The following is a 26,582-nucleotide window of genomic DNA, read 5'->3' as shown; positions in this document are numbered from 1 at the left end:
CCGGATCAGGCAGGCGGGCCGGCGGTCCCGGTCGCGGGGAAGTCCAGCTCCGTCATCGCCTGCCCCAAAGCGTCGAGGAAGCGGTGGATGGTGCTGCAGTCTTCGGGCGGGAGTGCGGAGGCGATCTGCATCATCCGCTCGTGCATGGTGCCCATGGTCGACCGCACCTCGTGCTCGGTCGTCGCCGTCGGCCACACCTCGATCGCACGCCCGTCCGTGCTGCTCCGACGCCGTTCGGCGTGGCCGCTCTGCTCGAGGCGGTCGACCAGCACCGTGGTGGCGGCCGAGGAGATCCCGAGCTCACGGGAGAGGGCAGCGGCACTGAGCGGGTGCCCCGCCTGGCGCGCACGCAGCATCAAGCGCAGCGCTGTCATGTCGGTCCTGCCGAGGTGCATGGATTCCCTGCTCTGGCCCCGCATGGAACTCTCGGCATCCCGGTAGCGGCGCACGGCGTCCACGAGATCGAGGACGGGATCCGCGTCGCCGGCCGAGGCGGCACGACCGCGTCCGGCACCGGCCGGGGCCGGTCCGGCGGGGACGGAGCTGTCGGGGGACATCACGGGACCAGCCTAGTCGCCCGCACCGACATGATCAGCGCCAGGACTGCGGTGGCGCGGGCAGGGGAGATGCTGTGCACCGTGGGAGGACGGCTCAGGGCCGGTCCCTCGCCGCCGTGCATTCCGGGCACAGGCCCTGGATCTCGACGGTGTGGGCGGCGTCCGAGAAGCCGTGCTCCGCCGCGATCCGGGCGGCCCACTGCTCGACGGCGGGCGCCTCGATCTCCACGGCGCGTCCGCAGTTCCGGCAGAGCAGGTGGTGGTGGTGGTGCTCCACGGCGCAACGCCGGTAGACCGCCTCGTTGTCGCCGTTCCTCAGCACGTCCACGAGGCCGTCGTCGGCCATGGACTGGAGGATGCGGTAGGCGGTGGCGAGCGAGACCGATTCGCCGCGCTCGTGGAGCACGCGGTGGAGCTCCTGCGTGCTCACGAAGTCGTCGAGGGCGTCGAGGGCGGCGCTCACCGCACGCCGCTGCCGCGTGACGCGCTGCTCGGATCCCCTGCGGGTGGGCGGTGCGGGCGGTGTGGGTCGCGCTGACGGCGCGGCCGTCCCCGTCCGCGGTCCTGCCTCGGAGGTCGCCTCAGGCGTCATGTCCTACCCTTCCTGCGGGCTCGGGTGCCCGGGATCAGAGTCAAGATTATCAGCGCGGGCAGCGGTAGTCTGAGGCGATGCGGCTGACCAAGTACACCCATTCGTGCGTGAGGCTCGAGCAGGACGGTTCCGTGCTCGTGGTCGATCCAGGGTCCTTCTCCGAGGTCGAGGAGGCGCTCGAGGGTGCCGCCGCCGTCCTCATCACGCATGAGCACCCCGACCACGTCGCCGTCGACCGCGTGGTCGCCGTGCTCGCGGCGGACCCCTCGATGGGACTGTGGGCGCCGCCGGCCGTGGTCGACGCCGTCGTCGAGGGTCTGGGTGCTGCGGCGGGGGAGCGCGTGCATCCCGTGGCCGGCGGCGAGGAGTTCACGGCCGGCGGGTTCCGGGTCAGGACCTTCGGCGGACAGCACGCCCTGATCCACCCCCTGATCCCCGTGATCGCCAACGTGGGCTTCCTCGTCGAGGAATCCGTCTACCATCCGGGCGACTCGCTGATCGTGCCGCACGGGATCGCCGTCGGGACCCTGCTGGTCCCGGTGCACGCGCCGTGGTCGAAGCTCGCCGAGGTCGTGGACTTCGTGGCGTCGGTCCGGGCGCCCCGCGCGTTCCAGATCCATGACGCCCTCCTCAACGAGGCCGGGCTCGGCATCGTCGAAGGCCACCTCACGCGCCTGGGAGCCCGGTACGGCACGTCCTTCCGGCACCTCGCGGTCCGCGAGGGCGCGGACGTCTGACCCGGGCCCGCCCTGCCCGGTCGCCGGGCGGGTTCCTTGGTGGGCGCATGCCGGTGTGGTGGACTGGCCTGCATCAGGACCGGCCGCGGTGAGCCCGCGGTCCGGTCACACGTTCCGACAGGAGATCTCGATGAAGACTCTGATGGATGTGCAGGAGCTGCGGGACCGGATGACCTCCGGTGCGCAGACCATCCTGCTGGATGTGCGCTGGGCCCTGGGCGACCCCCACGGCCACGGACACTACCGCGAAGCCCACATACCCGGCGCCGTGTACGTGGACATGGAGACGGAGCTGTGTGCCCCGGGCGGTCCCGGGCTCGGGCGCCACCCGCTTCCCGACGCGGCGGCCCTCCAGGAGGCGGCCCGCCGATGGGGACTCAACGACGGCGACACCGTGGTGGTCTACGACGACTCCGGGAACCTTGCGGCGGCCCGCCTCTGGTGGCTCCTGCGCGACGCCGGCTTCGCGTCGGTCAGCCTCCTCGACGGCGGCCTGGGGGCCTGGCGCGCGGCAGGGTGCGACGTCGAGGGCGGGGAGGAGCGGCACTGCGTGGGCAGCGTCCACCTCACCTCGGGCCACATGCCGGTCGTCTCCATCCCCGACCTGCTCCACCCCGCGCACGGCGACGTGATCCTCGACGCCCGCGCCGGTGAACGCTTCCGCGGGGAGCACGAGCCGATCGATCCGCAGGCCGGGCACATCCCCGGAGCCGTCAGCGCCCCGACGGCCGACAACCTCGGCGACGACGGCCGCTTCCGGTCCGCGGAGGAGATCCGCCGCCGCTTCGGCGCCCTGGGTGCCGGCCGCGGGCGCACCGCCGTCTACTGCGGGTCGGGCATCACCGCGGCGCATGCCATCGCCGCGCTGGACATCGCCGGCTTCGACGCGGCGCTGTTCCCGGGCTCGTGGTCCCAGTGGTCGACGACCGAGGGACTGCCCGTCGCGACGGGTGCCTGACGCCGCCCGGGTGCGGGACGAACCGTGCGGCGGGGCCCGTGGTGGCCCCGCCGCACGGTGGCGCGGTAGCGTCGGGGCATGACCCCAGGACGACCCGCGCCGCCGCCCCTGCGTGGCGGCATCCCGCTGCCCGCAGGTCGGGGGCGCCGCGGTGTCCCGCCGGCAGCAATCCCAGGAGGACCACCGATGGCCACGCTCTTCACCAGAATCATCGACGGCGAGATCCCCGGACGCTTCGTGTGGCAGGACGACGACGTCGTCGCGTTCCTCACCATCGCCCCGATCACCCCCGGGCACACACTCGTGGTCCCGCGGCGGGAGATCGCGCACTGGCTCGAGGCCGATCCGGAGACCCTGACCCGGGTGATGGCCGTCGCCCAGACCATCGGCAGGGCGCAGGAGACGGCCTTCGGCGCGAAGCGCGTGGGGGTCCTGCTCGAAGGCTACGAGGTGCCCCACCTGCACGTGCATGTCTGGCCGACGCAGTCACCGGAGGATTTCGACGTCCGGCGCGTGGACCACGCACCGGACCCCGCCGCGATGGACCGCAGTGCCGAGGCATTGCGGAGCGCGCTGCGCGACGCCGGACACTCCGCCTCCGTCCCCGCCTGAACGGGCCGCCGGCCGCTACCGCGAACCGCTCCCCGCTGGTAGGTTGCCGGTGCATGGAAGCTATCGAGAGCATGTTGACCGGCGGGCATCCCAACTCGATGGGGCGCACGGTCGAGGTCGTGGAGCTCGTGGTGGCGGACCGGTCGCGGCTGGAGGAGTTGTTCGGGTGCTACGGCAGCACCGACCCGGTGGTGCGGCTGCGCACCTCGAGCGCCCTCAAACGCCTCGAGGCCGCGCGGCACGAGTGGCTGGTCCCGTTCGCGGACCGGCTCATCGACGACGTCGGCATGCTGGACCAGCCCTCCGCACAGTGGACGCTCGCGAAGCTGCTCCTGCGGCTCACCCCGGACCTGACGCCGGACCAGCGCCGCCGCGCCACGGTGATCCTCCAGCGCAACCTGGAGCAGCAGCACGACTGGATCGTGCTGATCAACACCATGGAGACGCTGTCCGCCTGGTCCGCCGGCGATCCCGCCCTGCGTGCGTGGCTGGACCCCCAGCTCGAGCGCCTGGCCGGCGATCCGCGGACGTCGGTCGCGGAGAGGGCACGGAACCTCACCGCCCGGGCCAGGGGCGACCGGATGCCGTCCGGTGCTCCGTCACCGGACGGCGCCCTGCGGGTCGCGGTCAGCGCGTCTCGGCGAGGGCCTCGTTGAGGGCCGTCCTGACACGCTTCTCGGACACCGAGTAGGCGGTGCCGAGGTCCTGTGCGAACAGGCTCACCCGCAGTTCCTCGATCATCCAGCGGACGCGGGCCAGGGACGCCGGCCGGTGCCGTCCTGCAGCGAGGGACGCGACGGCGTCGTCGTACTCGTCCTCGAGCCGCTGGACGACCGCCGTTGCGAGGCCGTCGCGCTGCACGTTGGTCGGCAGCTTCTCGAGCCGCACCTCGACGGCCCGCAGATAGCGCGGGAGGTGCGCCAGCTGGGCGTAGCCCGTGGCCGCGACGAAGCCGGGTCGCACGAGGTGCTCGAGCTGGCTCCGGACGTCGTTCAGGGCCGTGATCAGTGCCAGGCTCGTGGTCCCCTTGAGCTGCTTCTGGATGCGCCGGTTGCTGGCGAGCACCTTCTCCACCGTCGCGGTCACGATGAAGACCGTGTCGATGAGCTCCGCGCGGACCTCCTCGTACAGCCGGTTAAACGCCTCCTCGGTCCAGGGCAGCTGCTCCGGGACGAGCTTGTCGATCGCCGCGAGCGAGCAGTCCCGGATGAGCTCGGCGACACTGCCGTGCGGGTTCTGGCTGAAGGTGAGCTTCTCGGTGTTGCTGAGGTGCTCCAGGACGTACTTCGCCGGGCTCGGGATGCGCAGGGACAGGAGCCGGATGATCCCGGCCCGCATCGCCGTCGACTGCTCGCCGGCGGTCGGGAACACCCGCAGGCCCACCGAGGTTCCCTCGTCCACGACGGCGGGGAACCCCGTGACACGGTGCCCGGCGACCGTGCGGGACACCTCGCGCTCGATGTCCCCGAAGACCCAGGTGCTCTCGCCCGTCCGCTCGGCGACCGCGGGCGCCTCCGCCACGGCCACCGCTCCGTGGGGCAGGGCGGCGCCCTGCTCGGCCTGCCCGCCCGCCGCGGTGTCCGCTGCGTGCGTCCGCCCGGAGCCGCGGCCTGCCGGCTCGGTCCGCGTGCCGTTCCGGCCGGCGGGACCGGCGGACGCCTTCCCGCGGCCCCCGCGGCCCGGACCGCCCGCCGGGCGGGTGCTCCCGGGCGTCGCTCCGAGGGATTCCGCGATCGCGCGGCTGACCGCCGGTGCCAGGGCCTCCTTGAGCGCCTCCAGATCGCGGGACTCGTCGAGCACGCGACCGCCGGCGTCGACGATGCGGAACATCATGAGCAGGTGCGGCGGCACCGCGGACCAGGTCCACGACCCGGGCGGGATGACATGGCCCCGCAGGCGGCGCAGGGCGAGCTCGAGGGACGCCTCGAGGTCGTCCTGCGCGGGATCGAAGTCGGCCGCGAGGGCGGCGACGGCGCTCCGGGCGACGTCCGGGGCGGGCACGAAGTTCTTCCGCACCTGTTTCGGCAGCGACTTGATGAGTGAGGTGACGAGTTCCACGCGCTGGCCGGGGATCTGCCAGCGGAACGGCTTCGGGTCCAGCTGGTTCAGGAACAGGACGGGGATGGTCACGGTCACGCCGTCGTGCGCGCCGGGGGTGAGGGGTGAGAACTCGTACGCCAGGGGCAGCTCGAAGCCCGCCTGGTGCCAGGCACTGGGGAAGGCCGTCTCGTCGAGCTCCGCCGCGTCCTCGCTGAGGAGCTGCTCCGGGTCGAAGTCGAGCAGGTCGGGCTGCTCGTGGCGTGCCTGCTTCCACCAGGAGTCGAAGTGCCGCTCGGAGACGACGTCCGGGCCGATCCGTTGGTCGTAGAACTCGAACAGGGTCTCGTCGTCGACCCGCAGGTCCCGCCGTCGGAGCCGGTTCTCGAGTTCCTCCACCTCGGCGAGGCGGGCCTGGTTGCGACTGAAGAACGTGTGGTGGGTCTTCCAGTCGCCTTCGACGAGGGCGTGCCGGATGAACAGCTCGCGGGCCACCTCCCGATCGATCCGCCCGTAGTTGATGCGGCGTTGGGGCACGATCGGCACGCCGTAGAGCGTCACCTTCTCGTACGCCATGACCGAGCCCATCTTCCGGGACCAGTGCGGTTCGCTGTACGTGCGCTTCACCAGGTGCGGCGCCACCTGCTCGGCCCACAGGGGGTCGATGCGCGCCACGACGCGTGCCCAGAGCCGGGAGGTCTCCACGAGTTCGGCGGCCATGACCCAGTCCGGTGACTTCTTGAACAGCGCGGACCCGGGGAACACGGCGAAGCGGGTCCCGCGTGCGCCGGAGTACTCGCGCTTGCGCTGGTCGTAGAGGCCGATGTTGCCGAGCAGGCCCGCGAGCAGGCTGATGTGGATCTGCTCATGGAGTCCCACGGGGTCCACGGGGCCCGCGGGCAGGGTGATGCCGAGCGGCTTCGCGAGCTGGCGCAGCTGCTGGAACAGGTCCTGCCACTCGCGCACGCGCAGGTAGTTGATGAATTCGGTGCGGCACAGTTTGCGGAACTGCGTGGACGAGAGTTCGTCCTGCTTCTCCTGCAGGTACCGCCACAGGTTGAGGTAGGCGGTGAAGTCCGAGTTCTCGTCCACGAAACGCTTGTGCTTCTCCGCGGCCTGCTGCTGCCTGGCGGGCTGGTCCGCCGACGGCCGCTCCCGCGGGTCCTGGATGGTCAGCGCCGCGGCGAGCACCATGACCTCCTTGACGGAGCCACGCGTCCCGGCCTCGACGATCATGCGCCCGAGGCGGGGATCCACGGGGAGCTGGGCGAGCTTGCGGCCCACCGGGGACAGGCCGCCGTCGTCCTTCAGCGCACCGAGCTCACGGAGCAGGGCGACGCCGTCGTTGATCGCCTTGGTCTCGGGGGGCTCGACGAACGGGAATTCCGCGATGTCCTTGGGGCTGCGGGTCACGCCCATGGCCGCCATCTGCAGGATGACCGCGGCGAGGCTGGTCCGCAGGATCTCCGGCTCGGTGAACGGCCGCCGCGACGCGTAGTCCTCCTCCGAGTAGAGGCGGATGGCGATGCCGTCGGACACCCGGCCGCTGCGGCCCGACCGCTGGTTCGCGGAGGCCTGGGAGACACGCTCGATCGGCAGCCGCTGCACCTTGGTGCGGTGCGAGTAGCGCGAGATGCGTGCGGTGCCGGTGTCGACGACGTACTTGATGCCGGGTACGGTGAGGGAGGTCTCCGCGACGTTCGTCGCGAGGATGATGCGGCGGTGGCTGCCGGTGGGGCGGAAGACGCGGTGCTGCTCCTCGAGGGAGAGCCTCGCGAAGAGGGGGAGGACCTCCGTGCCGCGCAGGCGGGTGGTGGACTGGATGCGTGCGCGGAGGGCGTCGGCGGCGTCGCGGATCTCGCGCTCGCCGGAGAAGAACACGAGGACGTCGCCGGGGGCTTCGAGGGACAGCTCGTCCACCGCGTCGCAGACGGCGTCGAGCGGATCGCGTTCCTCCTCGAGCTCGCTGTCCGCGCCGCCCTCGCCGTCGTCGAGCCCGCCCGGCGGCTGGTCCAGGGGCCGGTAGCGGATCTCGACCGGGTACGTGCGGCCCGAGACCTCGATGATGGGTGCGGGGGAGGTGTCCGCGACGGCGGCATCGGCGGCGAAGTGTGCGGCGAAGCGCTCGGGGTCGATGGTCGCCGAGGTGATGATGACCTTCAGGTCCGGGCGCTCGGGCAGGATCCGCTTGAGGTAGCCGAGGATGAAGTCGATGTTGAGGCTGCGCTCGTGGGCCTCGTCGATGATGATCGTGCTGTACTTGCGCAGCATCCTGTCGTGCTGGATCTCGGCGAGGAGGATGCCGTCCGTCATCAGCTTGATCTTCGTCCGGCGGCCCACCGACCCGGTGAAACGGACCTGGTAGCCCACCTCCTCGCCGAGCGGCACCTGCAGCTCCTCGGCGATGCGCTCGGCGACGGTGCGGGCCGCGAGGCGCCGGGGCTGGGTATGACCGATCAGCCCGTGCTCCGCCAGGCCGAGCTCGAGGCACATCTTGGGGATCTGCGTCGTCTTCCCGGACCCGGTCTCGCCGGCGATGATGGTGACCTGGTTGGCCGCGATGGCGGCCATGATGTCGGCCCGGCGTTCCGAGACGGGAAGATCCGCGGGGTAGGAAATAGTCAGTGGCATAGTTGCCTGCCAGTCTAGTTCCTCGCACCGGGCCGCAGGCGGGATGTTCACCGAGGGCCGGGCTCCGGCCCTCCGCCGTCGTGCAGCAGGCCCGGCGCCGCCGTCCCTGTGGCCTCGCCTGCGCGGCGGAGCCGGTCGGCGACGACGGCGGCGCGGTCACGCATCGCGGCCGGTTCGAGGACCTCGAAGTCGATGTCCCAGCTCGCCAGGTAGGCCAGCGGGAAGTCGAGGGAGTCGAAGCCCGCCCTCAGGAGCGTGTGGTGGTCGCCGTCGGCCTCGAGGGTGCCCGTGCTGGGCGGGACGTGCGCTGCCAGCTCCTCGAGCGGCGCGTGGAACCGGATGAGGGCATCGTAGGAGAAGGGCGAGCGCGTGATGGACTCCTGCACGTAGACCGCGAGGTCGGGCGCGGGCAGCGGGCGCGGCACGAAGCGGTCCCGTGCCACCGGCACGCTCCGGCACCGGTCCACGCGGAACGTCCGCCAGTCCTCCCGGGTGCGGTCGAAGGCCACCAGGTACCACCGCCGGCCGGTGTCCACGAGCCGGTACGGTTCGACGACGCGCCGGGAGGACTCGCCGTCGTGCCGGTCGTAGCGGAACGCGACGCTGCGACGCTCGGTGATCGCCGCGGAGAGGGCGGTCAGGATCTCCGGGTCCACCGGGGTGCTCACCGCGGCCATGCGCGTCACCGCCGAGCGCAGTCCCGCGAACCGGGGCCTCAGCCGGGGCGGCAGGACCTGTTCGAGTTTGGTGAGCGCGCGCACCGAGGCTTCCCCCACGCCGGAGACCGGGCTGGCCGTCACCGCGGTCAGGCCGATCGCGACGGCGAGCGCCTCGTCGTCGTCGAGCAGGAGGGGCGGCAGCTGGGCCCCGGCGCCGAGCTGGTATCCGCCGGCTACCCCGGGGGAGGCGTTGATCGGGTAGCCGAGCGTGCGGAGCTTCCCGATGTCCCGCCGGACCGTCCGCTCCGTGACCGCCATGCGCTGCGCGAGGGCGGGTCCGGTCCACTCGCGCCGGAGCTGGAGGAGCGAGAGGAGCTGCAGCAGGCGCGCCGAGGTCTCGATCATGGGTCAACGGTACGGCGGAAAGCGGACGGGAGCTGTCCTGATTCAGGTCTCTTCCCCGGATGGTCCGCCGTGGTGCGTGTCAGGGGCCCGGGCGCCGGATGAGCCATCCCGCCCACGCGATCAGGGCCGCCACACCGGCCAGCACCGCGGGCAGGCTGGATCCGGCATCGCCCAGCAGGAGGGCGAGGACGGCCACCGGCTGCGCCACGGCCTGGATCCGGAGGAAGGACACGGCGAGCCGACGGAGCGCCGCGACGCTGACCCATCCCCGCAGGGGCAGGTGCAGGAGCAGGAGGTAGAGGATGAAGACGGCGTGCAGCCCGGCGACGACCACGAGGAGCCACGGGGACCCGGCGGGCACGTTCACCGCGTAGGCGACGACGAGCAGCAGCAGGGACAGGGCCACCACGCCGATCGACGGGAGCACCGCCGCGCCCACGGCCACCACGACGGGCAGGACGATCCACAGGGAGCCGCTCCAGGCGATGCTGCCGAGGAGAACGGCAAGGAGGGCGGTCGCGCTGCGCACCACCCACAGGGGTACGAGGCCCCGCCGGTCGGGCACGGCCGGCGAACCCGGAGTCCGGGCACCCCGCTGCAGGGTCATGGCGTCCTCCGGGCGGACCCCTGGCCCGTACGCCGCCCGGCCCGGTGCGCCAGCAGCCGGAATCCGGTCTCGAGGTCCGGCCCGAAAGGCGCACCGAGGCCGCCCGCCCGGTCGGGCTGTGGAGCGAGCCGTGCGGCCGGCTGCGCGTCGGCGGTCGCCCCGGCGATCACCGGGATGCCGTCGCCCTGCAGGTCCTCGAGCAGGAGGCGACGCCGCAGGAGCGTGAGCCGCACCGCCTCGGCCTGCGCCGCCGTCGTCTCCGTCCGGTCGAGCGGCAGCATGCAGTCGACCCCCGCCACCACATGCCCCTGCGCGTGCCAGAGCCGCAGCAGGCGTGCCGGCTCGCTGTCCAGGAAGGCGGAGAACACGACGACGACGGCGCCCTGCGGCGGCACGGGATCCCTCCGGCGCCGCCGCCGCGGCACCACCGCCGTGCCGGCGAGTCGGACCCGGATCTGTTCGAGATGCCGTGCTCCGGCTGCCGAGCGCAGGGCGCGCCGCGTGCCGGACAGGTCGTCGACGCCCACGCGGTCACCGACGGAGAGGTAGGAGGCCGCGACCGTCGTGGCGGCCGTCCGTGCCACGTGCAGCGATCCGGCCGCCAGGCGTGGAGGAGCCGCAGCGAACCAGTCGGCGGTCGAGGACGGCAGATCGTGCGCCTGGTCGACGACGAGGAGGACCGAGGCCTCCGCGTCCGCGAAGGTGCGCCGCACCATGAGCCGGTCCTGGTCGGCCGACCGGCGGGCCGTGGCACGCCAGTCGATCCTCCGCAGCTGGTCTCCGGGTTGCAGGGGAGCGACGGACCGCAGCTCGCCGCCGTCGCCCGGGCGTCCCGAGCGATGCGTGCCGGCGAGGCCCACCAGCCGTCGGGAGACAGGGCGCGCGAGGGTCGCGCCGATCGGCGGCAGGATGCCCACGCGCACCGGTGGCGCGGCCACGAACGCGGACGGCCGGGCGAGGTCGGCACCGAAACTCGCGGCGCCGTAGGCGAGGACGTCCCGCTCCCCGGAGGGCGGCGCGTCCACCAGCAGGGGGCACTCCTCTCCGGCCAGCAGGACGACGGCGTCCGGAGGGTACCCCGGGGCAGCCAGGGTGGTGACGACCAGGCGTCCCGGGTCCGGGGTGCCGCCGTCGTCCCTCGGGGCCAGCAGCAGGCGCAGGCGCGGGCCCCGGGTCTCGGTCCGCCGGTCCGCGGTGATGCGCACCTCGCACGCGCTCCCGGGTTGCGGCCCCGCGCGCCCAGCGAGCGCGAGGAAGGCGAGCGGTGCCGCGAGTGCCACGGTGTCCGGGCGGCCGGAGACCAGGCCCGCCACCACGCAGACGAGCGTGATGATGACGGCGAGAGCCCAGACGGGGGACCGGACGGCGGCGGCCCTAGCCACGGGGCACGGTCGGCGGGGTGGGCACCTCGGCCAGCACGTCCCGCACCACCTTCTCCGTCGCCACGCCCTGCGCCCAGGCCGACGGCGTCAGCGTCAGCCGGTGCGCGAGGACGGCCGCTGCGCCCTCCTTCACGTCCTCCGGCAGCACGAAGGTGCGGCCGTCGAGGACCGCGAGCGCGCGGCCGAGCAGGACCAGTCCCTGCGACCCGCGGGGGGATGCGCCCACCTCGACCGCCGGATGGTTCCGCGTCGCGGCGGTGAGCCGGACCGCGTAGTCGATGACGTCGTCGTCCACGCCCACGGATTCGACGGCGGCCTGCAGGCGCAACAGTCCCTCGGCCGTGGTCACGCTCGCCACCCGCGTCTCGTCCTGCCGCCGCGCGATGCGTCGCGTGATGATGTCCTGCTCGCCGCCGGGGCCGGGGTAGCCGAAGCGCAGGCGGACCAGGAAGCGGTCCAGCTGCGCCTCGGGCAGCGGGTAGGTGCCCTCGAACTCGATGGGGTTGGAGGTGGCGAACACGTGGAAGGGGCGCCGGAGCGGCAGGGTGGTGCCTTCGGCGGACACCTGCGCCTCCGCCATGGCCTCGAGGAGCGCGGACTGGGTCTTCGGGGACGTCCTGTTGATCTCGTCGGCGAGGAAGAGGCCCGCGAAGATGGGGCCGGGCTTGAACTCGAACTCCCGGGTGGCCGGGTTGAAGATGGACGAGCCGGTCACGTCCGAGGGCAGGAGGTCCGGCGTGAACTGCAGGCGCCGGAAGTCGAGCCCCAACGCCTGGGCGAGGGTCTTGGCCGCAAGGGTCTTCCCGAGGCCGGGCAGGTCCTCGAACAGGACGTGGCCACCCGCGAGCACGGCCGCGAGGGCCAGGCGCAGGGCGCCCTCGGCGCCGACGACGACCGTCCCCGCGCGGGCGAGGACCTCGCGGCCCATGCGAGCGGCATCGAGCCGATCCGCGCCCGGTGTGTCGGCAGGGCCGGTCAGGACCGCGCCGGGGTCCGCGGCGGCGCTCGGCGGGGAGGAGCTCGGCTCGGTCATGGGGCCTCCTGGCGATGGATCGGCGTCGGATCGGTCTGCGGGGCGAGGACGATGCGCTCCAGTTCCGCGCCGAGCTCCCGGAGCTCGCGGTGGGTCAGCGCGGGGGGCCGGACCTCAGCGAGGAAGGCATCGAGCCCTTCACTGCGGGGCGTGCCGGGCCGAGCCGCCGCCACGGAGCGGGCAAGGCCGTGCACCTCGAGGACCGCGCGCATCCCGGGGTCCGTCGACGCGAGGGAGAACTCGAGCGACTGAACGTCCGCGAGGCCGCGCTCCGGCTCGGGCGGACGCGCCAGGACGATCCGCGGGACATCGACGGCCTCGAGGACACCGTTCGCGATGCCCGCAGCGCCTGCTGCGCCGACGAGGACGACGCCGTGGCGGGCATCGAGCCCGAAGAACCAGACGGCGACGAGCGCGAGGCCGACGAGCACGACCGTGACGGCCCATGCGGACCGCTTCACGGCCGGACCCCCGGGTGCCGGGCGCGTGCGGCCAGGGACCGCGTCAGCTCGTCCACGCTCGCCACCGCCGTGTCCCGATCGGCGGGACCCAGGGGATCGGTGGAGCGACTCCGGCCTGCCTGCCCGAAGCGGGCGCGCTGGTACAGGTGGTTGAGGGTGGTCAGCGGCAGGGGAGGGACATCGAGGGTGGCCGCCAGGGCGGAGGCGAAGTCCGACGTCGTCTGCGAGGGCGTGCGGCCGGCGCCCGCCTCCGCGCACATGCGCTCGAGGTCGAGCCAGCACCGGATGATCGTGTCCGAGGTGGCGCCGCCGCTCACCAGCGCGGCATGCGACGTCGCCGCCCACGCCGGCAGCGTCACCGATGCGAGGGCGACGGTGCCGGCGTGGTCGAGATCGGCCTGCTCCAGGGGAGCCCCGCCGGGTCCGTGCCGGCCGCGGAAGCGCAGCAGGAACCGCGTCAGGAGGGCCAGCGCGAGCATGAGGAGGACAAGCGTGACCGCCGCCAGGGGGCCTCCGTCGACGACGATGCGCTCGCCGTCGGGCAGGGAGGAGGCCGTGACCGTCACGGTCGGGGCGGGGGACTCCGGCTGTCGGGGGGAGCTGACCGCCGGGTCCATCACGGGATCGGCGGAGAAGTCGCCGACGAAGGCTGCGGCGAGGACGACGAGGACCAGGACGACCAGGGTCAGGGCGGCGGAGGCGCGCGGCGGTCCGGCTGCTGTCCCCACGATCCCCCCGCCGGTCGGTGCCCGTGCGCACCCCGAGGCCCGCATCCTGTGGAGCCTACCAAAACAGGACCGCCGCCGGCCTGATGGCCGACGGCGGTGGATGTGCCCTCGATAGGATTCGAACCTACGACCTTCTGCTCCGGAGGCAGACGCTCTATCCCCTGAGCTACGAAGGCAGATACGGGAACTCCCGTACCCGTTAGGGACTCATCGAGCTTAGCAGGTGGCGCTTGTGTGGGGAAAACGCCGGCGCGGGGAGCGGAGCGCCGGGCACTCGGGTCCGCGGAAGTGTCCGCCCGCGACCGGGGCGCCCCACGGTGATCCGCGCCAGCGGTCAGAGTGTGATGGCGACCTTGCCGCGGACCTTCCCGGCGTGCAGGTAGCGGATGGCGTCCGGAGCCTCTTCCAGGGGAAAGGTACGCTCGAGTGGCGCGCGCAGCCGGCCCGCCTCGACGAACCCCGTGAGGGCGGCGAGATCGTCGCGGCTTGTGACGGCCATGAGACCCCGGAGTTTCTGACGGGTGACGAGCGACAGGGCCGGTGCGCCGACCATGGCCCGCTCGAAGCCGCCCAGCAGTCCACGGCCGCCCTCCCCGCCGACGAGGACGAGCGTTCCATCGGGGGCGAGGGCCCGCCGCAGCTTCCGCAGCGGGCGGTTGCCGCCGGTGTCGAGGATGAGGTCGAAGCGGCGTGTGCCGTCCACCGGGTCCTGCCGGGTGTAGTCCAGCACCTCGTCAGCGCCGAGGCCGCGGACGAAGTCGAGCTTGCCTGTGCTCGCTACTCCCGTGACGTGGGCGCCGGACGCCTTCGCCAACTGTGCCGCGAATGATCCGACGCCACCCGAAGCGCCGAGCACGAGCACGCGCGTGCCCGCTGCCACGCCACCCCTGCGGAGACCCTGGAGCGCGGTGCAGCCGGAGATCGGGAGGACCGCCGCCTCGGCGAAGCTCAACCCTGCAGGCTTGGGCGCCAGCCCTTTCTCCGACGAGGCGAGCGCGAAGTCGGCGAAGCTGCCGGATGCGACGCCGAAGACCTCGTCGCCCGGGGCGAACCGAGTGACCTCGGGGCCCACCGCTTCGACGATGCCCGCGACATCCGCCCCGCGGGTGCGCTGCCGCGGCCTGCGGACGCCGAAGGCAGGTCGCACGCCGATGGGCCGGCCCGCCATGATGTGCCACACACTGGGATCGACGCCCGCCGCGCGGACGCGGATGAGGACCTGGTGGCGCCCGGGCTCCGGCCGCTCGACCTCCTCGAGGCGCAGCACGTCCGCGTCTCCGTATTCGTCCTGCACGATCGCCCTCATGTGGATGCTCCTTCGTCGGTGTCCGGGTACTGGAAGACGGCGTCGAGTCCGACGCCGAAGACTCGCGCGATCTGGAACGCGAGCTCGAGTGTGGGGGAGTAGCGGCCCTGCTCGATGGCGATCACGGTCTGGCGGGTGACGCCGATCCGGTCTGCGAGCTCGGCCTGGGTCATCTCGCCGTGCGTGGCGCGCAGGGCGCGGATCCTGTTGCGGACGCGGGTGGGCTTCACCATTCCGGCAGCCCCCGCCGGTAGCCGACGACCTTGGTGATCGATCCGAGGACCGCGGACAGCACGAACCCCAGGTAGATGACGTTCGCGATCCAGAAGGAGTCCGCCTCGAGCATCGCGAGCAACAGCGCCGAGACAGCGCCGAGGATGACGAACGACTGGCCGACCTGGTCACCGAATCGCGCGATCTGCCGGTCCCGCTGGTCGACGCGCCCGGCATCCCGTCGGAACATACCGGAGACGATGCCGACAAGGATGTTGATCACGATGCCGGCGACGATCCCGCCCACGATGGTCCAGAGCATGATCGGCGCGTAAGGGCGCTCCGTCAGTGCGCCGAAGCCGCTGCCGAGCAGCAGGCGGAGGTAGACCGCGTACCCGAGCACCGCGACCATTCCGAGAATCCACGCGTTCTTCTCCTGCGCTGACAAGGCCACTCCCTTGTAAAACATTATTGACACGCACAAGCTATGCCTGCCTCGGGGATGTGTCAAGGATCTTTTACATGACCGGGTGGTCGGGCCCCTGTGACACGACGCCGGCCGTCAGGACGAAGCCACTCGCCAGGAGGGCGGCGACGTCGAACGCGGAGTGGTGCTGCACCGATTGCCGAGAGGGATGGTCTGCGCCGTTGCGGGAGTCGATCTCGAGCGATCTCTGCCGGCGGTCAGATGAGGGAGAGGACGAAGGAGAGGACGAAGCCGGCGGCGGTGCTCATGGCAACTGCGGGTCCGCCGTGCTCGTAGGCTTCGGGCATGAGGGTGTCGGCCAGGGATGCGATCACAGCGCCGGCGGCGAAGGCCAGGGGCAGGGAAATGGCTTCCGGGTCTGCCCCGGACAGGGGGCCGGCGCCGATCACGACGGCCAGGACCAGCAACACCGCGCAGGCGCCCCACAGTCCGAGGATGCGTCCCGTGGACCTGCCCTGGGCGCGCATGGATGATGCTCCTACGAGAGCTTCGGGGAGGTTGGACACGAAGATCGCGGCCAGCAGGGCCAGTCCGCCGGTTCCTCCGCCGAGGGCGACGCCCAGCGCCACATTCTCGGGCACGCCATCGAGTGTGACAGCGGCCAGAAGAGCGAGACCTGCTGCGCCGCGCGTCGATGCCTTGGAGGATGTCTCCCCAGTCGCCGCGGCGTCGGTGTCCAGTTTGGCGCTGCCCTGATAGTCGTCTGCGGCCTCCGGTTCGGGACCGGCCTGGGCCCACCGGTCGAGGAGTGCGCTGAGAACGGTGAAGACCAGGGCGCCCGCGAGCAGGCCAAGCGCTGCCCGCCAGATCCCGCCCTGTTCGAAGGCGTCCTCGAACAGCTCGAACGCCAGCGCGGTGATGAGAGACCCCGCCGCGAAGGACAGAAGGATCGCCAGCACCCGTTTGGGCAGATCGAACCGGACCCCGATCACTGCTCCGATGATCAGCGCACTGGAAGCCACCACACCGAACATCAGCGACATCATCATGGGCCCAGTATAGGAATCCGTGCCACGGGGTGAAGGAGTGCGGCGACAAATGCATCGGGTGCCCAGTCAGGTGCTCGGTCAACTGCTCCAAGGACGGCCTCATCGGATTCGCCCACCACGAACCGCTCCAGCTCCGATACGCATCCTGTTCCTCAGGCGGCTGTTCAATGGGATTGCGGAAGTATTCGTGAGGTACTGGGATGAGTCCCAGCCGCTGACGGGCAGTGTCGCGGGCGAGCGGGACACCTCTATCGGAACAGTGGAAGGACGGATTGATGGTCGCGAATGCACTCGGGGTGGTGGTGACAGGGATGGGGGCCATGACTCCTGTCGGAGAGACGGTCGCCCGAACCTGGGACAGCCTCATCGAGGGTCGGTCCGGCATCGCGGTCCTGGACCAGCCATGGGCGCAGGAGCTGCCGGTACGGGTTGCCGGTCTTGTTGCCGCCGATCCCGCGGCATCGCTCTCCACCAGGGAGTATCGGCGGATGGATCGGTGTGGGCATTTCGCACTGGTCGCATCGAGGGAGGCATGGCACCAGGCCGGCAAGCCGGCCGTCGAGCCGGACAGGCTCGCCGTGGTCATCGGGTCCGGTTACGGAGGTCTGGGTACGGTGTTGTCCCAGGTCCGGACCTTGGATGCCCAGGGCTCGCGTCGAGTGTCTCCGCATACGTTGACGCAGATCATGGCCAATGGTCCGTCGGCGTGGGTGTCCATCGATATCGGCGCGCAGGGAGGCGCCCGGACGCCGGTGAGTGCCTGTGCCTCCGGGGCCGAAGCGATCGCCCAGGGCGTCGAGATGATCATGTCGGGGGCGGTCGACGTCGTCGTGGCCGGGGGAGTGGATGCCTGCGTGAACGAATTGGCGATCAGCGGTTTCGCTCAGCTCCGGGCTCTGTCCACGAGCGAAGGGGATCCGGCGGGTGCTTCGCGGCCTTTCGATCGGGACCGGAACGGGTTCGTGATCGCCGAGGGTGCCGGCGTCGTCGTCCTCGAGCGGGAGGACTTCGCCCGGGCGCGGGGAGCCGAGATCCTGGGGCGGATCGCAGGGGCCGCCGTCACCTCTGATGCAGGGGATATCGTGGCCGCGGATCAAGCCATCCAACACCGGGTCATGCAAAAAGCTCTTGCGACGGCAGGGCTGACAGGGTCGGATATCGACTTCGTCCACGCGCACGCCACGTCCACCCCCATCGGTGACCTGCTCGAAGCCGGTGCGATCACTGCGGTGGTCGGCGATGATGTGCCTGTCACCTCGACCAAGTCCATGACCGGTCACCTGCTGGGAGGAGCCGGAACGCTCGGCGCCATCGTGGCCATCGAGGCCCTTCGGACAGGACAGCTTCCCGGCACGCTCAACTACGAGAATCCCGACCCGAAGATCCATCTGAACATCATCAATACGACGACGGGATGTGCAGCCTCGAAAGCTGCCATCACCAACGCCTTCGGATTCGGCGGCCACAGCGCCGCCCTCATCATCACCGCTGCCTGACGGACTCCTCCTGGAGGGCGGTGTCCCGCCGCCCTCCAGTCGCTCCAGCACGCAGCTGTGGCACGAAGAAGAGCACGCAGATACGGCTCCGGTCCGAGCCACAGCTCGAGGGCCTGATCGACCTTCGGCGCGTAGCAGCAGCAGCCGCAGCGATGGTGATGCCTGCAGATGTCAAGGCCCCAGTAGGTTGCTCAGCCCGTGAAGCAAAGCATCCTTACTATCAGTATGCTTAGGTTGTGGACGTGGAGGCATGCCTCTGCGAAGGAGTTATGACGAGGCTCTTTCAACGCCTGAAGGCGGCGAACAATCAACCGCGCGCTGCCGCGGCCTTCCATTTCGGACCCTCCGACGCTACGTCGGAGGTGCAGTTCGGAGAAGGTTCCCACGAAGCGGCACGTGTATGACTGAGACGAAAGAAGATCTGACATGGCAGAGAACAACACTTCCGGGGCGAGTACCCCCAAGGGCCGCAGGAACGACGTCGTCGCTGCGGAGAAGGAACGCTTCGGCGGCATCAAGTGGGGCTCGGCGTTCTTCGGCTGGCTCACCGCCATCGGACTGACCGTCCTGCTCAGCGCGCTCGCCACCGCAGTCGGTGCAGGTGTAGGGGCCGCGAACACCAGCGGCGCCTCGGACGCCGCGAACCAGGCTACGCAGAACGCGGAGACCCTCGGCATCGTCAGCGGGATCGTCCTCGCGATCATCCTGTTCGTCGCCTACTACTGCGGCGGGTACGTCGCCGGGCGCATGGCCCGCTTCGACGGTGTGAAGCAGGGCGTCGCCGTGTGGGTATGGGGCATCATCATCGCGATCATCGTCGCGATCCTCGCCGCCATCGCCGGCGACCAGTTCAACGTCCTCTCGAGCATCGGCGGCGCGCCGCAGATCCCCGTCGACGGCAGCCTGCTCACCGCCAGCGGCCTCATCGCCCTCGCGATCGCCGTCCTGGTCCCCCTGATCGGGGCCATTCTCGGCGGAAAGGCCGGCATGCGCTTCCACCGCAAGGTCGACCAGGCCGGCATCGACCACCAGGCCGGTATCACCCACTAACACCGGCCTCCGGCACCGCCCCAGCAACACATCAGCAGGACCAGCGACATCGACCGGCCCCACACGGGTCCGGTTCCGCATCAGTCATTGCCTCACGTAGATCGGAGGAAGCCGGGTATCACTCCCGGTTCCTCCGGAAGGAGATCTTATGATCACGCAGAACGACATCGACACCATCCTCTCCGGCCGCGGCCACGTTTTGGACTCCCACGGATCCAAGATCGGATCGGTGGGCCAGGTGTACCTGGATGACCAGACGCAGGACCCGAGCTGGGTCACCGTCAAGACCGGCCTGTTCGGCACCTCGGAGTCCTTCGCGCCCCTGCAGGGAGCGAACGTCAACGGCAACGATGTGACCATCGGGTACACGAAGGATCAGGTCAAGGACGCGCCCCGCATCGAGTCCGACGGAGACCTCAGCCCCGAAGAAGAGGACCGCCTCTACCGGCACTACGGCCTCTCCGGACACACCACCGGTACGCCTGCCGGGACCACGGGCAAGTCCGGCGGCGACTTCCTCGACAGCGACACCACCCGCACCACGAACGGGACTGCCGGCTACGAGGCGGGGTACCAGGCCGGCGACGAGCGTCACGACCGCTCGGGCACCACAGTGGGTCATGACACCTCCGGCCCCACCACCGATGACGCGATGACCCGCTCGGAAGAGCAGCTCCACGTGGGTACCGAGCGCCGCGAGGCCGGCCGTGCCCGTCTGCGCAAGTACGTCGTCACGGAGAACGTCACCAAGACTGTTCCCGTCACGCACGAAGAGGTTCGCATCGAGCGTGAGCCCATCACCGACGCCAACCGGGGTGACGCCCTCGACGGTCCGTCGATCAGCGAAGAGGAACACGAAGTCGTCCTCCACGCCGAGCGTCCCGTGGTCGAGAAGGAAGCCGTTCCGGTCGAGCGCGTGCGCCTCGACAAGGAAACCGTCACCGCCCAGGAAACCGTCACCGAAGAGGTCCGCAAGGAAAAGATCGAGGTCCTCGACGCCGATGGCACCGACGTCGGCGACACCACCGACGGCACAGGCCGCCGCACACAGTAGGGTCAACGGCGGGTAGATCCGCCGGCACCACCAGCTACACGTAGGGGCGCTGCCTGGGCAGCGCCCCTCCTCATTGTCCAGGAGTTCCACCGTAGGACCGATGCTAACGGGCGTCGTGGTGGGTATTTCGACAGTCCTACATCAGCCACGCGGTAGGAACCTCACGGCCGCCCCGCCGAACTGCCAGGTCAGGTCTTCAAGCCCAGCGCCCGAGTGGGGTCACCCCGGGTGGGTGACGCGCCGCTCGGCACCGGCACACAGGATGTGACTGCGGCGGCCTGTCGGACCGCCCGACACTGAGAAAACGGGGGCCTTCAGCCTGGCTGAGACGGTCCCGGGAATGCTTTTGCAAAGGAGCCTCCGATGTCGAGATCAGGTTCGATCCTTGCTGGATTCATCGCACTCGGGGTAGCTGTCGCAGTGCTCACGGGCTGCAATACGTCGACCCCCGGCACGTCGACTCCCAGCACCTCGATCCCCAGTACAAGCGCCAGCAGTAGGGCGCCGGAGAACGTCTCGGAGGTGTGCACGGCAGCGAGCGACTTTGCTGCAGCCCTGACAGCTTTCAAACAGACACTCACGCCGGGTGTCACCGTGGAACAGCTCGATGCGGCGCGAGATGAGGTCGTAACAACCTACGACGACCTGATCGAAGCGAGTCAGGACGTCGCGGAGGACCAGGTGGGCGCTGTGCGGACGGCCAAGGATGAGTTGGTTCGAGCCGTCGAGGCTGTTCCCGACGATGCCACCCTGAGTCAGGCGATCGCCTCCCTGCGGGATGAAGCCGCCGACGTCCAGGCCACGGTCAGTGATCTGCAGGCGGAGGCCACGTGTTGAGTGTGCAGAAGTCACGGGCCGGCTCCGGGCTTGTTCTGGCCGTCCTGGCGTCCGGCCAGTTCCTGATGACTCTCGACAGTTCCGTGATGAACGTCTCGATGGCCACGGTGGCCGCGGACCTTGGGACGACGATCACCGGCATCCAAACCGCTATCACCCTGTACACCCTGGTCATGGCGTCGCTGATGATCACCGGCGGCAAGGTGGGGACCATCATGGGCCGTCGGCGTGCTTTCGCGCTGGGTCTGATCATCTATGCCGCAGGTTCACTGACGACGGCGCTTGCGCCGAACCTGGGAGTGCTGCTCTTCGGCTGGTCCCTTCTGGAGGGTATAGGGGCTGCATTGATCATGCCCGCGATCGTGTCGCTCGTCGCGGCCAACTTCCCGCCGGAACGCCGAGCCGGGGCTTACGGACTGGTGGCCGCTGCAGGGGCCATGGCGGTCGCCGCAGGTCCTCTCATCGGTGGCGCCGTGACCACGTTCGCATCGTGGCGTTATGTTTTCGTCGGCGAGGTGATCATCGTCCTGGCGATCCTGCTGGTTCTGCGCAGGGTCGAGGACGTCCCTGCGGCCAAGGTCCGGCTCGATTTCGTAGGATCCGCATTGTCGATCGTGGGACTGGCCATGGTTGTCTATGCCGTGCTGCGTTCGGGTGAGTGGGGATGGGTGCAGTCGAAGCCCGGCGCGCCGACGGTTCTGGGTCTGTCCCCTGTGGTGTGGCTGATGATCGGCGGGCTGCTCGTCCTTTATGTGTTCCTGCGGAGAACAACGCATCTTGCCGCAGTGGGCGGCGAGCCGCTGATCGACCCCGGACTGTTCCGGAACGAGCGCCTCACCGGGGGGCTCAGTATATTCTTCGCTCAATTCCTCGTGCAGGCCGGCGTGTTCTTCACCATTCCGCTGTTCCTGTCGGTGGTGTTGGAACTGAGCGCTCTGGAGACCGGGATCCGGATTTTCCCGCTGTCCGTGGCGCTGATTCTAGCTGCGGCAGGAATCCCGAAGGTGTGGCCCCGTGCAAACCCGCGCCGTGTCATCCGCCTGGGTCTGATGTTGATGATCGTCGGCATTCTCATCCTCGTGGGAGGTATGGATCCAGGGGCGGATGCGGGCATCGTCGCAATCCCGATGCTGCTGATGGGCTTCGGATTGGGGGCGCTGTCGTCGCAGCTGGGCGCCATCACGGTGTCGGCGGTCCCGGACTCCCAGAGCGCGGAGGTCGGCGGGCTGCAGAATACGGCCACCAACCTCGGGGCCTCCCTGGGTACCGCGCTGATCGGGTCGGTACTCATCGCGACCCTGAGTACCTCGTTCATGGCCGGCATCCAGAATAATCCCGCGGTTCCGAGTTCGGTGCAGGAGGAAGCATCGGTCCAGCTGGCCAGTGGTATCCCGTTCATCTCCGATACGCAGCTCCAGGAAGCGCTGGACAACGCCGACATCGACCAGGAAGCCGCTGATGCCATCATGGCGGTCAACTCGGACTCGCGGCTGGAAGCACTGCGGGTGGCACTGGCTCTGGCCGCACTGCTGGCGACTGCCGCCCTGTTCCTCACCGGACGGCTCCCCGAAGAGGCCGTCGGAGCGCCGGACGAAACCCCACACCGTGCGGAGCCTACGGAACCCGCAGAGTCCCGCTAGGTTTCCCACGGCGACCAATGAGCCGTCATCAGTCCCACGAAGAAGCCGTCGAAGGCGGCGATGATCGTTAGGATCCACCCGTCCTTTCAGGGACGTATGGCCCTAGCAGGCGCGGCTGGCAGGGGATGAAGCTGACATTTGGTGTCATCACGAATTCATGAAGAGCCAGTTGGATGGCGTGAAAGGGGGCCCGTATGCAGGCGATAAGGCTCAGCAGGTGAAGGACGTCACGGTATTCCTCCTCGATGACCACGAACTGGTGCGGCGGGGGCTGCGAGAACTGTTGGAGACCGAGGGGTGTGTGATTGTCGGGGAAACCGGTTCCGCCGAGGAAGCCACGCGCCGGATCCCGGCCCTGTCACCGGACGTCTCGATCCTGGATGTGAGGCTCCCGGATGGAACGGGGATCGAGGTATGCCGGAATGTGTGCTCCATCAACCCTTCCCTCTCCTGCGTCATTCTGACCAGTTACGACGATCGCCAGGCCGTGCGCGGGGCGGTACTCGCCGGGGCCTCGGGGTACATCCTGAAGGAGATTCTCGGCTCCGATCTGGTCGGGAAAGTCCTCCGGGCCGCCGCGGGTGAGTCCCTGTTCGAGCCCGGCATGAAGGAGCGCATCATTGCCGGGCTGCACGACATACCGGAGGAAGATGCCCGCCTTGCCCGTCTGACGACGCAGGAAAGGAAGATCCTGACCCTGATCGGGAAGGGCATGTCGAACCGGGAAATCGCCGGCGAACTGTTCCTGGCCGAGAAGACCATCAAGAACCATGTGTCCTCGATCCTGGCGAAACTGGGCTTCCAGCGGCGGACCCAGGCCGCCGTCTACATTTCCACATCGGTCGAGCCCTTGCCCAGCTAGCTGCGCAGGGGCACAGCGAGCACGACCTCGGTCCTGGACCGAGCGCCCCCGAGATCGACAGGGTGCACTGCAGAGTTCCGATCGGAGACGCGTGCGAAAAGGACGCATAAAGGGGTTGGACATGTTGCGTCGGGCACGTCGCAACGCCACTTGGTCGAGTACATTCCGACGCCACACATCTATCGAGGTCGGGGCCTGTGACATTGAGGTCGTGGCCGTTCTGCATTGGATGCGTCCGGGAGTCCAGGTGCGCTGCGGCCATGGTGAAGGTTGTCCGCGAGAGGATCTTGAGCCGTGCAGCACCGGCGTCGAGCGAACTGGATCGCAGGTCCGCGGTGTCCTGCATTCATCGAGTCGGTTGCGTTGGGCGGGAAATCGGACTCCAATAGTGCGATGACCAACGACCCCGGCACGACTACATCAAGTGCACCAAGTGGATTGAAGCGGGCGATCGGAGCCCCGCTGCTGTTCGCGTTCATCGTGGGAGACACCCTCGGTGCCGGCATCTACACCCTTGTGGGCACCATGGCGGCTGACATCGGGGGTGCGATCTGGATACCGCTGCTTATCGCACTGGTCGTAGCACTGCTCACTGCCGGGACATACGCGGAACTCATCACAAAGTACCCGCACGCGGGAGGAGCCGCACGCTACGTCGACCGGGCCTTCGGCATTCCCTATCTGTCTTTCCTCGTGGGCTTCCTCATGATGGCCTCGGGCATCACCACGGCCGCTGCCCTCGCGAATGCCTTCGCCGGCGACTACCTGACAGCGCTCATCGATGTGCCGGCCGCTCCCGCAGCGGTGGTGTTCATCATCCTGTTGACCTTGATCAATCTTCGCGGCGTCCGGGAGTCCCTCACCGCGAACCTCATCGCGTCGATCATTGAGGTGACCGGCCTCGTGCTCGTCATCGTCGTTGCCGCCATCGTGCTCGCCAGCGGTAACGGTGAACCATCCCGGCTGCTCGAGTTCGCGCCGGACGTACCACCGCTCCAGGGCGCGTTCGCCGCATCGATCGTCGCGTTCTTCTCCTTCCTCGGCTTCGAGGCAGCCGCCAACATGGCTGAGGAGGTCCGTAACCCCTCCAGGGCTTATCCTCGCGCCCTCTTCGGCGCCATCGGCACCGCGGCCGTCGTCTATCTCCTCATCGCCCTCGGCGCGGTCATCGTCCTGCCCCCGGCCGACCTGGCCGAATCCACCGGCCCGCTGCTCGACGTCGTCGCCGCCAGCGGGGTGGGGATTCCGCTCGGACTGTTCAGCCTGATCGCCCTGATCGCCATCGCGAACGGTGCGCTGCTGTTCATGGTCATGGCCAGCCGCGTCGGCTACGGACTGGCAGAAGCAGAACTCCTCCCGCGCGCATTCGGTCGTGTGCTGCCGGGACGCCGCACCCCATGGGTCTCGATCGTCGTCGTCGCCGCGCTGACCATCGCACTGACCCTCACCGGAAACCTCTCGACACTGGCCGAGACGACCGTGCTGTTACTGCTCCTGGTGTTCCTCTCGGCCAACGTCAGTGTCCTCGTCCTCAAGAATGACAAGGTCGACCACGCCCACTTCACAGCCCCGCGGGTCGTGCCGGTACTCGCGATCATCGCCAGCATCGCACTCCTCACGCAGCAGACCGGGATCGTCTGGCTCGGCGCCGTCGCCTACATCATCGTCGGGTCCCTGCTGTTCCTCGCCGCGCGCGCCGGACGCAAACGCGAAGACCGCGCCCGCGCCAGCTGACCACCAGCCCCGCTGCTGGAACCGATCGGACCTACTCAGGGCACCGAACCATGAAGCAAAGGCACGGGCTCGGGTTCCCAAGCGCCGGACAGCAGCCCGCAACGTGAACCCGCCGGCGTCGGAAGTACAGACAGCCACGAGAAGGAAGTGACATTGATGAGTGCGGATACCAGCAAGAGCAGCACCAACTCGGGTGGTTTCTCGGAGGAGGAGCGGACTGCCATGACAGAGCGTGCCGCCGAACTCAAGAAAGAAGCAAGCCGAACACGCGGTGGTAAAGCAGCTGCCGAGGAACTGGAGGTGTTGTCGAAGATCGCTGGGATGGAGATGCCCGACCGCGCCGCAGCGGAGCGCATCCACGCCATCGTCACCACCCATGCCCCCGAGCTGTCACCGAAGCTCTGGTACGGTCAGCCCGCTTACGCGCGCAAGGGGAAAGTGGTGTGTTTCTTCAGGAGTGGGCACACCGACAGCGAACGGTACTCGACCTTCGGCTTCTCGACCGAGGCCCGCCTCGACGATGACTCCGGACTCTGGCCCACGTCCTACGCAGTGAACGAGCTGACCGACGAGGCCGAGAGGGCGATCATTGCCCTCGTCAAGGACGCGGTGCGCTGAACCGTCGGCGCACCGGTCCTACTTCTCAGGAGTGGTCTGGCGTGAGTGCTGATCATCCGGAGCTGCTCGTAGAGGCAGGGCTCTTGGTATTTTCCCGGCGCCTCCCGCCCAGGCCTAAACTTGAGGTACTGAGTGTCCATCTGAAGATATTCCGGTTCTTCAGTGGTGTTTCAAGGAGCACGGGCACGTTTCGTTTCCGGTCGCACGTGTAAGCAGGTCTCGCTATGACCGCACAGGCTCAACAGCGCAGCGCACGGTTCGCCGCCGACGCCGCGGAACTGACCGTGCAGGAGCTCTGGCTGCACTACTTCAGCATCGGGGGCAACGTCCGGGCCTTCGAGCTCGATGCCTATCTCAACGGCGTCTATCCGCTTCCGGTGGGGGACCGTAACCTCGTAGCCCTTGCGCTGAACGAGTTGATCGACGATCTGCCGCAACGGCCCAGGGCCGTCTTCGACGACGATGTGGTATCTCCCTAGCCCCTACGAGACCGGGCGTCATGGCCGGGCCCAGCCGTGGCTTGCAGGTCGCTCTGACGGCCGGCTGCCTGATCATTGGTCGGCCGTCACGCCCTGCCCGTCATCCCCATGAGGTCTGCTCAGGTAGCGTACGTGCCGATTGTGCTCTCGAGAGGAAGGGTCATGCTTCAGAACGTGTTGTGCACACCGAATCTGCGCCATCTCTGGCACATCGAATCTACCGACGACGGCAGTCGTTACAGGCGTTGCGGGCACTGCGGGAAGTACGACCGCGACAGAGACAGCAGTGGCTTCATGCATTGAACAGTTCCGTTGCAGGCCTCCTGTGAGGCGCCGGTCCCGGCAGCGCTCTGCGCCCGGGTGGAACAGCGCGCAGCGCAGGCAGGCTGCAACAAGCTCCACCCCACCGTCTGCACCG

The 26,582-nt window shown here is 69.4% G+C and carries 26 protein-coding genes and 1 tRNA gene; 13 read left to right on the top strand and 14 right to left on the bottom strand.

From position 1 onward, the window contains the following. Positions 1–5: 5 nt before the first annotated feature. Together CXQ92_RS05020 and CXQ92_RS05015 are read right to left on the bottom strand one after the other, a co-directional pair. Positions 6–557 carry a MarR family winged helix-turn-helix transcriptional regulator gene (locus CXQ92_RS05020; RefSeq protein WP_104165774.1) on the bottom strand — a complete coding sequence of 184 codons (552 nt, stop codon included), beginning with the start codon at positions 555–557 and terminating at the stop codon, positions 6–8. Between the two features lie 94 nt (positions 558–651). Continuing rightward, positions 652–1,149 carry a Fur family transcriptional regulator gene (locus CXQ92_RS05015; RefSeq protein WP_104165772.1) on the bottom strand — a complete coding sequence of 166 codons (498 nt, stop codon included), beginning with the start codon at positions 1,147–1,149 and terminating at the stop codon, positions 652–654. A gap of 77 nt (positions 1,150–1,226) precedes the next feature. On the opposite strand from CXQ92_RS05015, the gene CXQ92_RS05010 reads away from it, so the two are divergent. The 4 genes from CXQ92_RS05010 (at position 1,227) to CXQ92_RS04995 (ending at position 4,112) form a co-directional block, all read left to right on the top strand. Continuing rightward, complete coding sequence (locus CXQ92_RS05010) at positions 1,227–1,886, top strand: MBL fold metallo-hydrolase (protein ID WP_104165770.1); 660 nt, start codon at positions 1,227–1,229, stop codon at positions 1,884–1,886. Between the two features lie 130 nt (positions 1,887–2,016). Continuing rightward, a complete protein-coding gene (locus tag CXQ92_RS05005) occupies positions 2,017–2,844 on the top strand; it encodes a sulfurtransferase (RefSeq protein WP_104165768.1) in 828 nt (275 codons plus the stop codon). Between the two features lie 186 nt (positions 2,845–3,030). Continuing rightward, positions 3,031–3,456, top strand: coding sequence for an HIT family protein (locus tag CXQ92_RS05000; RefSeq protein ID WP_104165766.1), 426 nt, complete (start codon positions 3,031–3,033; stop codon positions 3,454–3,456). A 53-nt stretch (positions 3,457–3,509) separates the two neighbouring features. Then, on the top strand, positions 3,510–4,112 hold the full coding sequence (locus CXQ92_RS04995; protein ID WP_146067388.1) for a hypothetical protein: 603 nt from the start codon (positions 3,510–3,512) through the stop codon (positions 4,110–4,112). Here the strand turns inward: CXQ92_RS04995 and hrpA are convergent. From hrpA to CXQ92_RS04935, 12 genes are all read right to left on the bottom strand, one after another. Further along, positions 4,084–8,124 carry an ATP-dependent RNA helicase HrpA gene (hrpA, locus tag CXQ92_RS04990; protein ID WP_104165762.1) on the bottom strand — a complete coding sequence of 1,347 codons (4,041 nt, stop codon included), beginning with the start codon at positions 8,122–8,124 and terminating at the stop codon, positions 4,084–4,086. The two genes, CXQ92_RS04995 and hrpA, sit on opposite strands and share 29 nt — an antisense overlap. A 47-nt stretch (positions 8,125–8,171) precedes the next feature. After that, positions 8,172–9,188 (bottom strand): YafY family protein, encoded by a 1,017-nt coding sequence (locus CXQ92_RS04985; RefSeq protein ID WP_104165760.1) that lies wholly within the window; start codon positions 9,186–9,188, stop codon positions 8,172–8,174. A gap of 79 nt (positions 9,189–9,267) precedes the next feature. Further along, the gene (locus CXQ92_RS04980; RefSeq protein ID WP_104165758.1) at positions 9,268–9,795 is read right to left on the bottom strand and encodes a hypothetical protein; all 528 of its coding nucleotides are present in this window, start codon (positions 9,793–9,795) and stop codon (positions 9,268–9,270) included. Then, on the bottom strand, positions 9,792–11,177 hold the full coding sequence (locus CXQ92_RS04975; protein ID WP_104165756.1) for a DUF58 domain-containing protein: 1,386 nt from the start codon (positions 11,175–11,177) through the stop codon (positions 9,792–9,794). The genes CXQ92_RS04980 and CXQ92_RS04975 overlap by 4 nt, the downstream gene beginning before the upstream one ends. Continuing rightward, on the bottom strand, positions 11,170–12,105 hold the full coding sequence (locus CXQ92_RS04970; RefSeq protein WP_258069799.1) for a MoxR family ATPase: 936 nt from the start codon (positions 12,103–12,105) through the stop codon (positions 11,170–11,172). The genes CXQ92_RS04975 and CXQ92_RS04970 overlap by 8 nt, the downstream gene beginning before the upstream one ends. A 101-nt stretch (positions 12,106–12,206) precedes the next feature. Beyond that, positions 12,207–12,671, bottom strand: a complete 465-nt coding sequence (locus tag CXQ92_RS04965) for a hypothetical protein (RefSeq protein WP_104165752.1) — start codon at positions 12,669–12,671, stop codon at positions 12,207–12,209. Further along, a complete protein-coding gene (locus CXQ92_RS04960) occupies positions 12,668–13,399 on the bottom strand; it encodes a DUF4129 domain-containing protein (RefSeq protein WP_181033551.1) in 732 nt (243 codons plus the stop codon). Before CXQ92_RS04960 ends, CXQ92_RS04965 begins: the two co-directional genes overlap by 4 nt. A 103-nt stretch (positions 13,400–13,502) precedes the next feature. Further along, positions 13,503–13,575, bottom strand: a tRNA-Arg gene (locus CXQ92_RS04955). A 158-nt stretch (positions 13,576–13,733) separates the two neighbouring features. Beyond that, positions 13,734–14,705 (bottom strand): NAD(P)-dependent alcohol dehydrogenase, encoded by a 972-nt coding sequence (locus CXQ92_RS04950; protein ID WP_104165748.1) that lies wholly within the window; start codon positions 14,703–14,705, stop codon positions 13,734–13,736. Then, positions 14,702–14,938, bottom strand: coding sequence for a helix-turn-helix transcriptional regulator (locus tag CXQ92_RS04945; protein ID WP_104165747.1), 237 nt, complete (start codon positions 14,936–14,938; stop codon positions 14,702–14,704). Before CXQ92_RS04945 ends, CXQ92_RS04950 begins: the two co-directional genes overlap by 4 nt. Then, a complete protein-coding gene (locus tag CXQ92_RS04940; protein WP_258069709.1) occupies positions 14,932–15,372 on the bottom strand; it encodes a hypothetical protein in 441 nt (146 codons plus the stop codon). The genes CXQ92_RS04945 and CXQ92_RS04940 overlap by 7 nt, the downstream gene beginning before the upstream one ends. Positions 15,373–15,602: 230 nt before the next feature. Next, positions 15,603–16,394 (bottom strand): ZIP family metal transporter, encoded by a 792-nt coding sequence (locus tag CXQ92_RS04935; RefSeq protein WP_104165743.1) that lies wholly within the window; start codon positions 16,392–16,394, stop codon positions 15,603–15,605. 275 nt (positions 16,395–16,669) lie between these two features. Here CXQ92_RS04935 and CXQ92_RS04930 point away from each other — a divergent pair, with 275 nt between their 5' ends. From CXQ92_RS04930 to CXQ92_RS04890, 9 genes are all read left to right on the top strand, one after another. After that, positions 16,670–17,890, top strand: a complete 1,221-nt coding sequence (locus CXQ92_RS04930; protein ID WP_104165741.1) for a beta-ketoacyl synthase — start codon at positions 16,670–16,672, stop codon at positions 17,888–17,890. Positions 17,891–18,316: 426 nt separating this feature from the next. After that, positions 18,317–18,940, top strand: a complete 624-nt coding sequence (locus CXQ92_RS04925; RefSeq protein ID WP_104165739.1) for a hypothetical protein — start codon at positions 18,317–18,319, stop codon at positions 18,938–18,940. 148 nt (positions 18,941–19,088) lie between these two features. Continuing rightward, on the top strand, positions 19,089–19,994 hold the full coding sequence (locus tag CXQ92_RS04920) for a YsnF/AvaK domain-containing protein (RefSeq protein WP_104165737.1): 906 nt from the start codon (positions 19,089–19,091) through the stop codon (positions 19,992–19,994). A 363-nt stretch (positions 19,995–20,357) separates the two neighbouring features. Beyond that, positions 20,358–20,831: a hypothetical protein gene (locus CXQ92_RS04915; protein WP_104165735.1), complete on the top strand. Its 474-nt coding sequence runs from the start codon at positions 20,358–20,360 to the stop codon at positions 20,829–20,831. After that, on the top strand, positions 20,825–22,471 hold the full coding sequence (locus tag CXQ92_RS04910; RefSeq protein ID WP_258069708.1) for an MFS transporter: 1,647 nt from the start codon (positions 20,825–20,827) through the stop codon (positions 22,469–22,471). Before CXQ92_RS04915 ends, CXQ92_RS04910 begins: the two co-directional genes overlap by 7 nt. Positions 22,472–22,628: 157 nt before the next feature. Beyond that, on the top strand, positions 22,629–23,333 hold the full coding sequence (locus tag CXQ92_RS04905; RefSeq protein ID WP_104165733.1) for a response regulator transcription factor: 705 nt from the start codon (positions 22,629–22,631) through the stop codon (positions 23,331–23,333). A 393-nt stretch (positions 23,334–23,726) separates the two neighbouring features. Next, entirely contained in the window at positions 23,727–25,067 is a 1,341-nt protein-coding gene (locus CXQ92_RS04900) for an APC family permease (RefSeq protein WP_104165731.1), read from the top strand. A 156-nt stretch (positions 25,068–25,223) separates the two neighbouring features. Further along, a complete protein-coding gene (locus tag CXQ92_RS04895) occupies positions 25,224–25,685 on the top strand; it encodes a DUF1801 domain-containing protein (RefSeq protein WP_104165729.1) in 462 nt (153 codons plus the stop codon). Positions 25,686–25,909: 224 nt separating this feature from the next. After that, complete coding sequence (locus tag CXQ92_RS04890; RefSeq protein WP_104165728.1) at positions 25,910–26,164, top strand: hypothetical protein; 255 nt, start codon at positions 25,910–25,912, stop codon at positions 26,162–26,164. Positions 26,165–26,582 lie beyond the last annotated feature (418 nt).

The organism is Arthrobacter sp. SX1312, assembly GCF_002929295.1.
Taxonomy (GTDB): domain Bacteria; phylum Actinomycetota; class Actinomycetes; order Actinomycetales; family Micrococcaceae; genus Arthrobacter_D.
The sequence above is the reverse complement of the archived record's forward strand: the minus strand, read 5'-3'. Positions and strand labels throughout refer to the sequence as shown.

What these genes read in the sequence shown, in the direction of transcription:
- CXQ92_RS05020 (WP_104165774.1), bottom strand. Translation starts at nt 557, where the DNA reads ATGTCCCCCGACAGCTCCGTCCCCGCCGGACCGGCCCCGGCCGGTGCC.
- CXQ92_RS05015 (WP_104165772.1), bottom strand. Translation starts at nt 1,149, where the DNA reads ATGACGCCTGAGGCGACCTCCGAGGCAGGACCGCGGACGGGGACGGCC.
- CXQ92_RS05010 (WP_104165770.1), top strand. Translation starts at nt 1,227, where the DNA reads ATGCGGCTGACCAAGTACACCCATTCGTGCGTGAGGCTCGAGCAGGAC.
- CXQ92_RS05005 (WP_104165768.1), top strand. Translation starts at nt 2,017, where the DNA reads ATGAAGACTCTGATGGATGTGCAGGAGCTGCGGGACCGGATGACCTCC.
- CXQ92_RS05000 (WP_104165766.1), top strand. Translation starts at nt 3,031, where the DNA reads ATGGCCACGCTCTTCACCAGAATCATCGACGGCGAGATCCCCGGACGC.
- CXQ92_RS04995 (WP_146067388.1), top strand. Translation starts at nt 3,510, where the DNA reads ATGGAAGCTATCGAGAGCATGTTGACCGGCGGGCATCCCAACTCGATG.
- hrpA (WP_104165762.1), bottom strand. Translation starts at nt 8,124, where the DNA reads ATGCCACTGACTATTTCCTACCCCGCGGATCTTCCCGTCTCGGAACGC.
- CXQ92_RS04985 (WP_104165760.1), bottom strand. Translation starts at nt 9,188, where the DNA reads ATGATCGAGACCTCGGCGCGCCTGCTGCAGCTCCTCTCGCTCCTCCAG.
- CXQ92_RS04980 (WP_104165758.1), bottom strand. Translation starts at nt 9,795, where the DNA reads ATGACCCTGCAGCGGGGTGCCCGGACTCCGGGTTCGCCGGCCGTGCCC.
- CXQ92_RS04970 (WP_258069799.1), bottom strand. Translation starts at nt 12,105, where the DNA reads ATGGGCCGCGAGGTCCTCGCCCGCGCGGGGACGGTCGTCGTCGGCGCC.
- CXQ92_RS04950 (WP_104165748.1), bottom strand. Translation starts at nt 14,705, where the DNA reads ATGAGGGCGATCGTGCAGGACGAATACGGAGACGCGGACGTGCTGCGC.
- CXQ92_RS04945 (WP_104165747.1), bottom strand. Translation starts at nt 14,938, where the DNA reads ATGGTGAAGCCCACCCGCGTCCGCAACAGGATCCGCGCCCTGCGCGCC.
- CXQ92_RS04935 (WP_104165743.1), bottom strand. Translation starts at nt 16,394, where the DNA reads ATGATGATGTCGCTGATGTTCGGTGTGGTGGCTTCCAGTGCGCTGATC.
- CXQ92_RS04930 (WP_104165741.1), top strand. Translation starts at nt 16,670, where the DNA reads ATGGTCGCGAATGCACTCGGGGTGGTGGTGACAGGGATGGGGGCCATG.
- CXQ92_RS04925 (WP_104165739.1), top strand. Translation starts at nt 18,317, where the DNA reads ATGGCAGAGAACAACACTTCCGGGGCGAGTACCCCCAAGGGCCGCAGG.
- CXQ92_RS04920 (WP_104165737.1), top strand. Translation starts at nt 19,089, where the DNA reads ATGATCACGCAGAACGACATCGACACCATCCTCTCCGGCCGCGGCCAC.
- CXQ92_RS04915 (WP_104165735.1), top strand. Translation starts at nt 20,358, where the DNA reads ATGTCGAGATCAGGTTCGATCCTTGCTGGATTCATCGCACTCGGGGTA.
- CXQ92_RS04905 (WP_104165733.1), top strand. Translation starts at nt 22,629, where the DNA reads ATGAAGAGCCAGTTGGATGGCGTGAAAGGGGGCCCGTATGCAGGCGAT.
- CXQ92_RS04900 (WP_104165731.1), top strand. Translation starts at nt 23,727, where the DNA reads ATGACCAACGACCCCGGCACGACTACATCAAGTGCACCAAGTGGATTG.
- CXQ92_RS04895 (WP_104165729.1), top strand. Translation starts at nt 25,224, where the DNA reads ATGAGTGCGGATACCAGCAAGAGCAGCACCAACTCGGGTGGTTTCTCG.
- CXQ92_RS04890 (WP_104165728.1), top strand. Translation starts at nt 25,910, where the DNA reads ATGACCGCACAGGCTCAACAGCGCAGCGCACGGTTCGCCGCCGACGCC.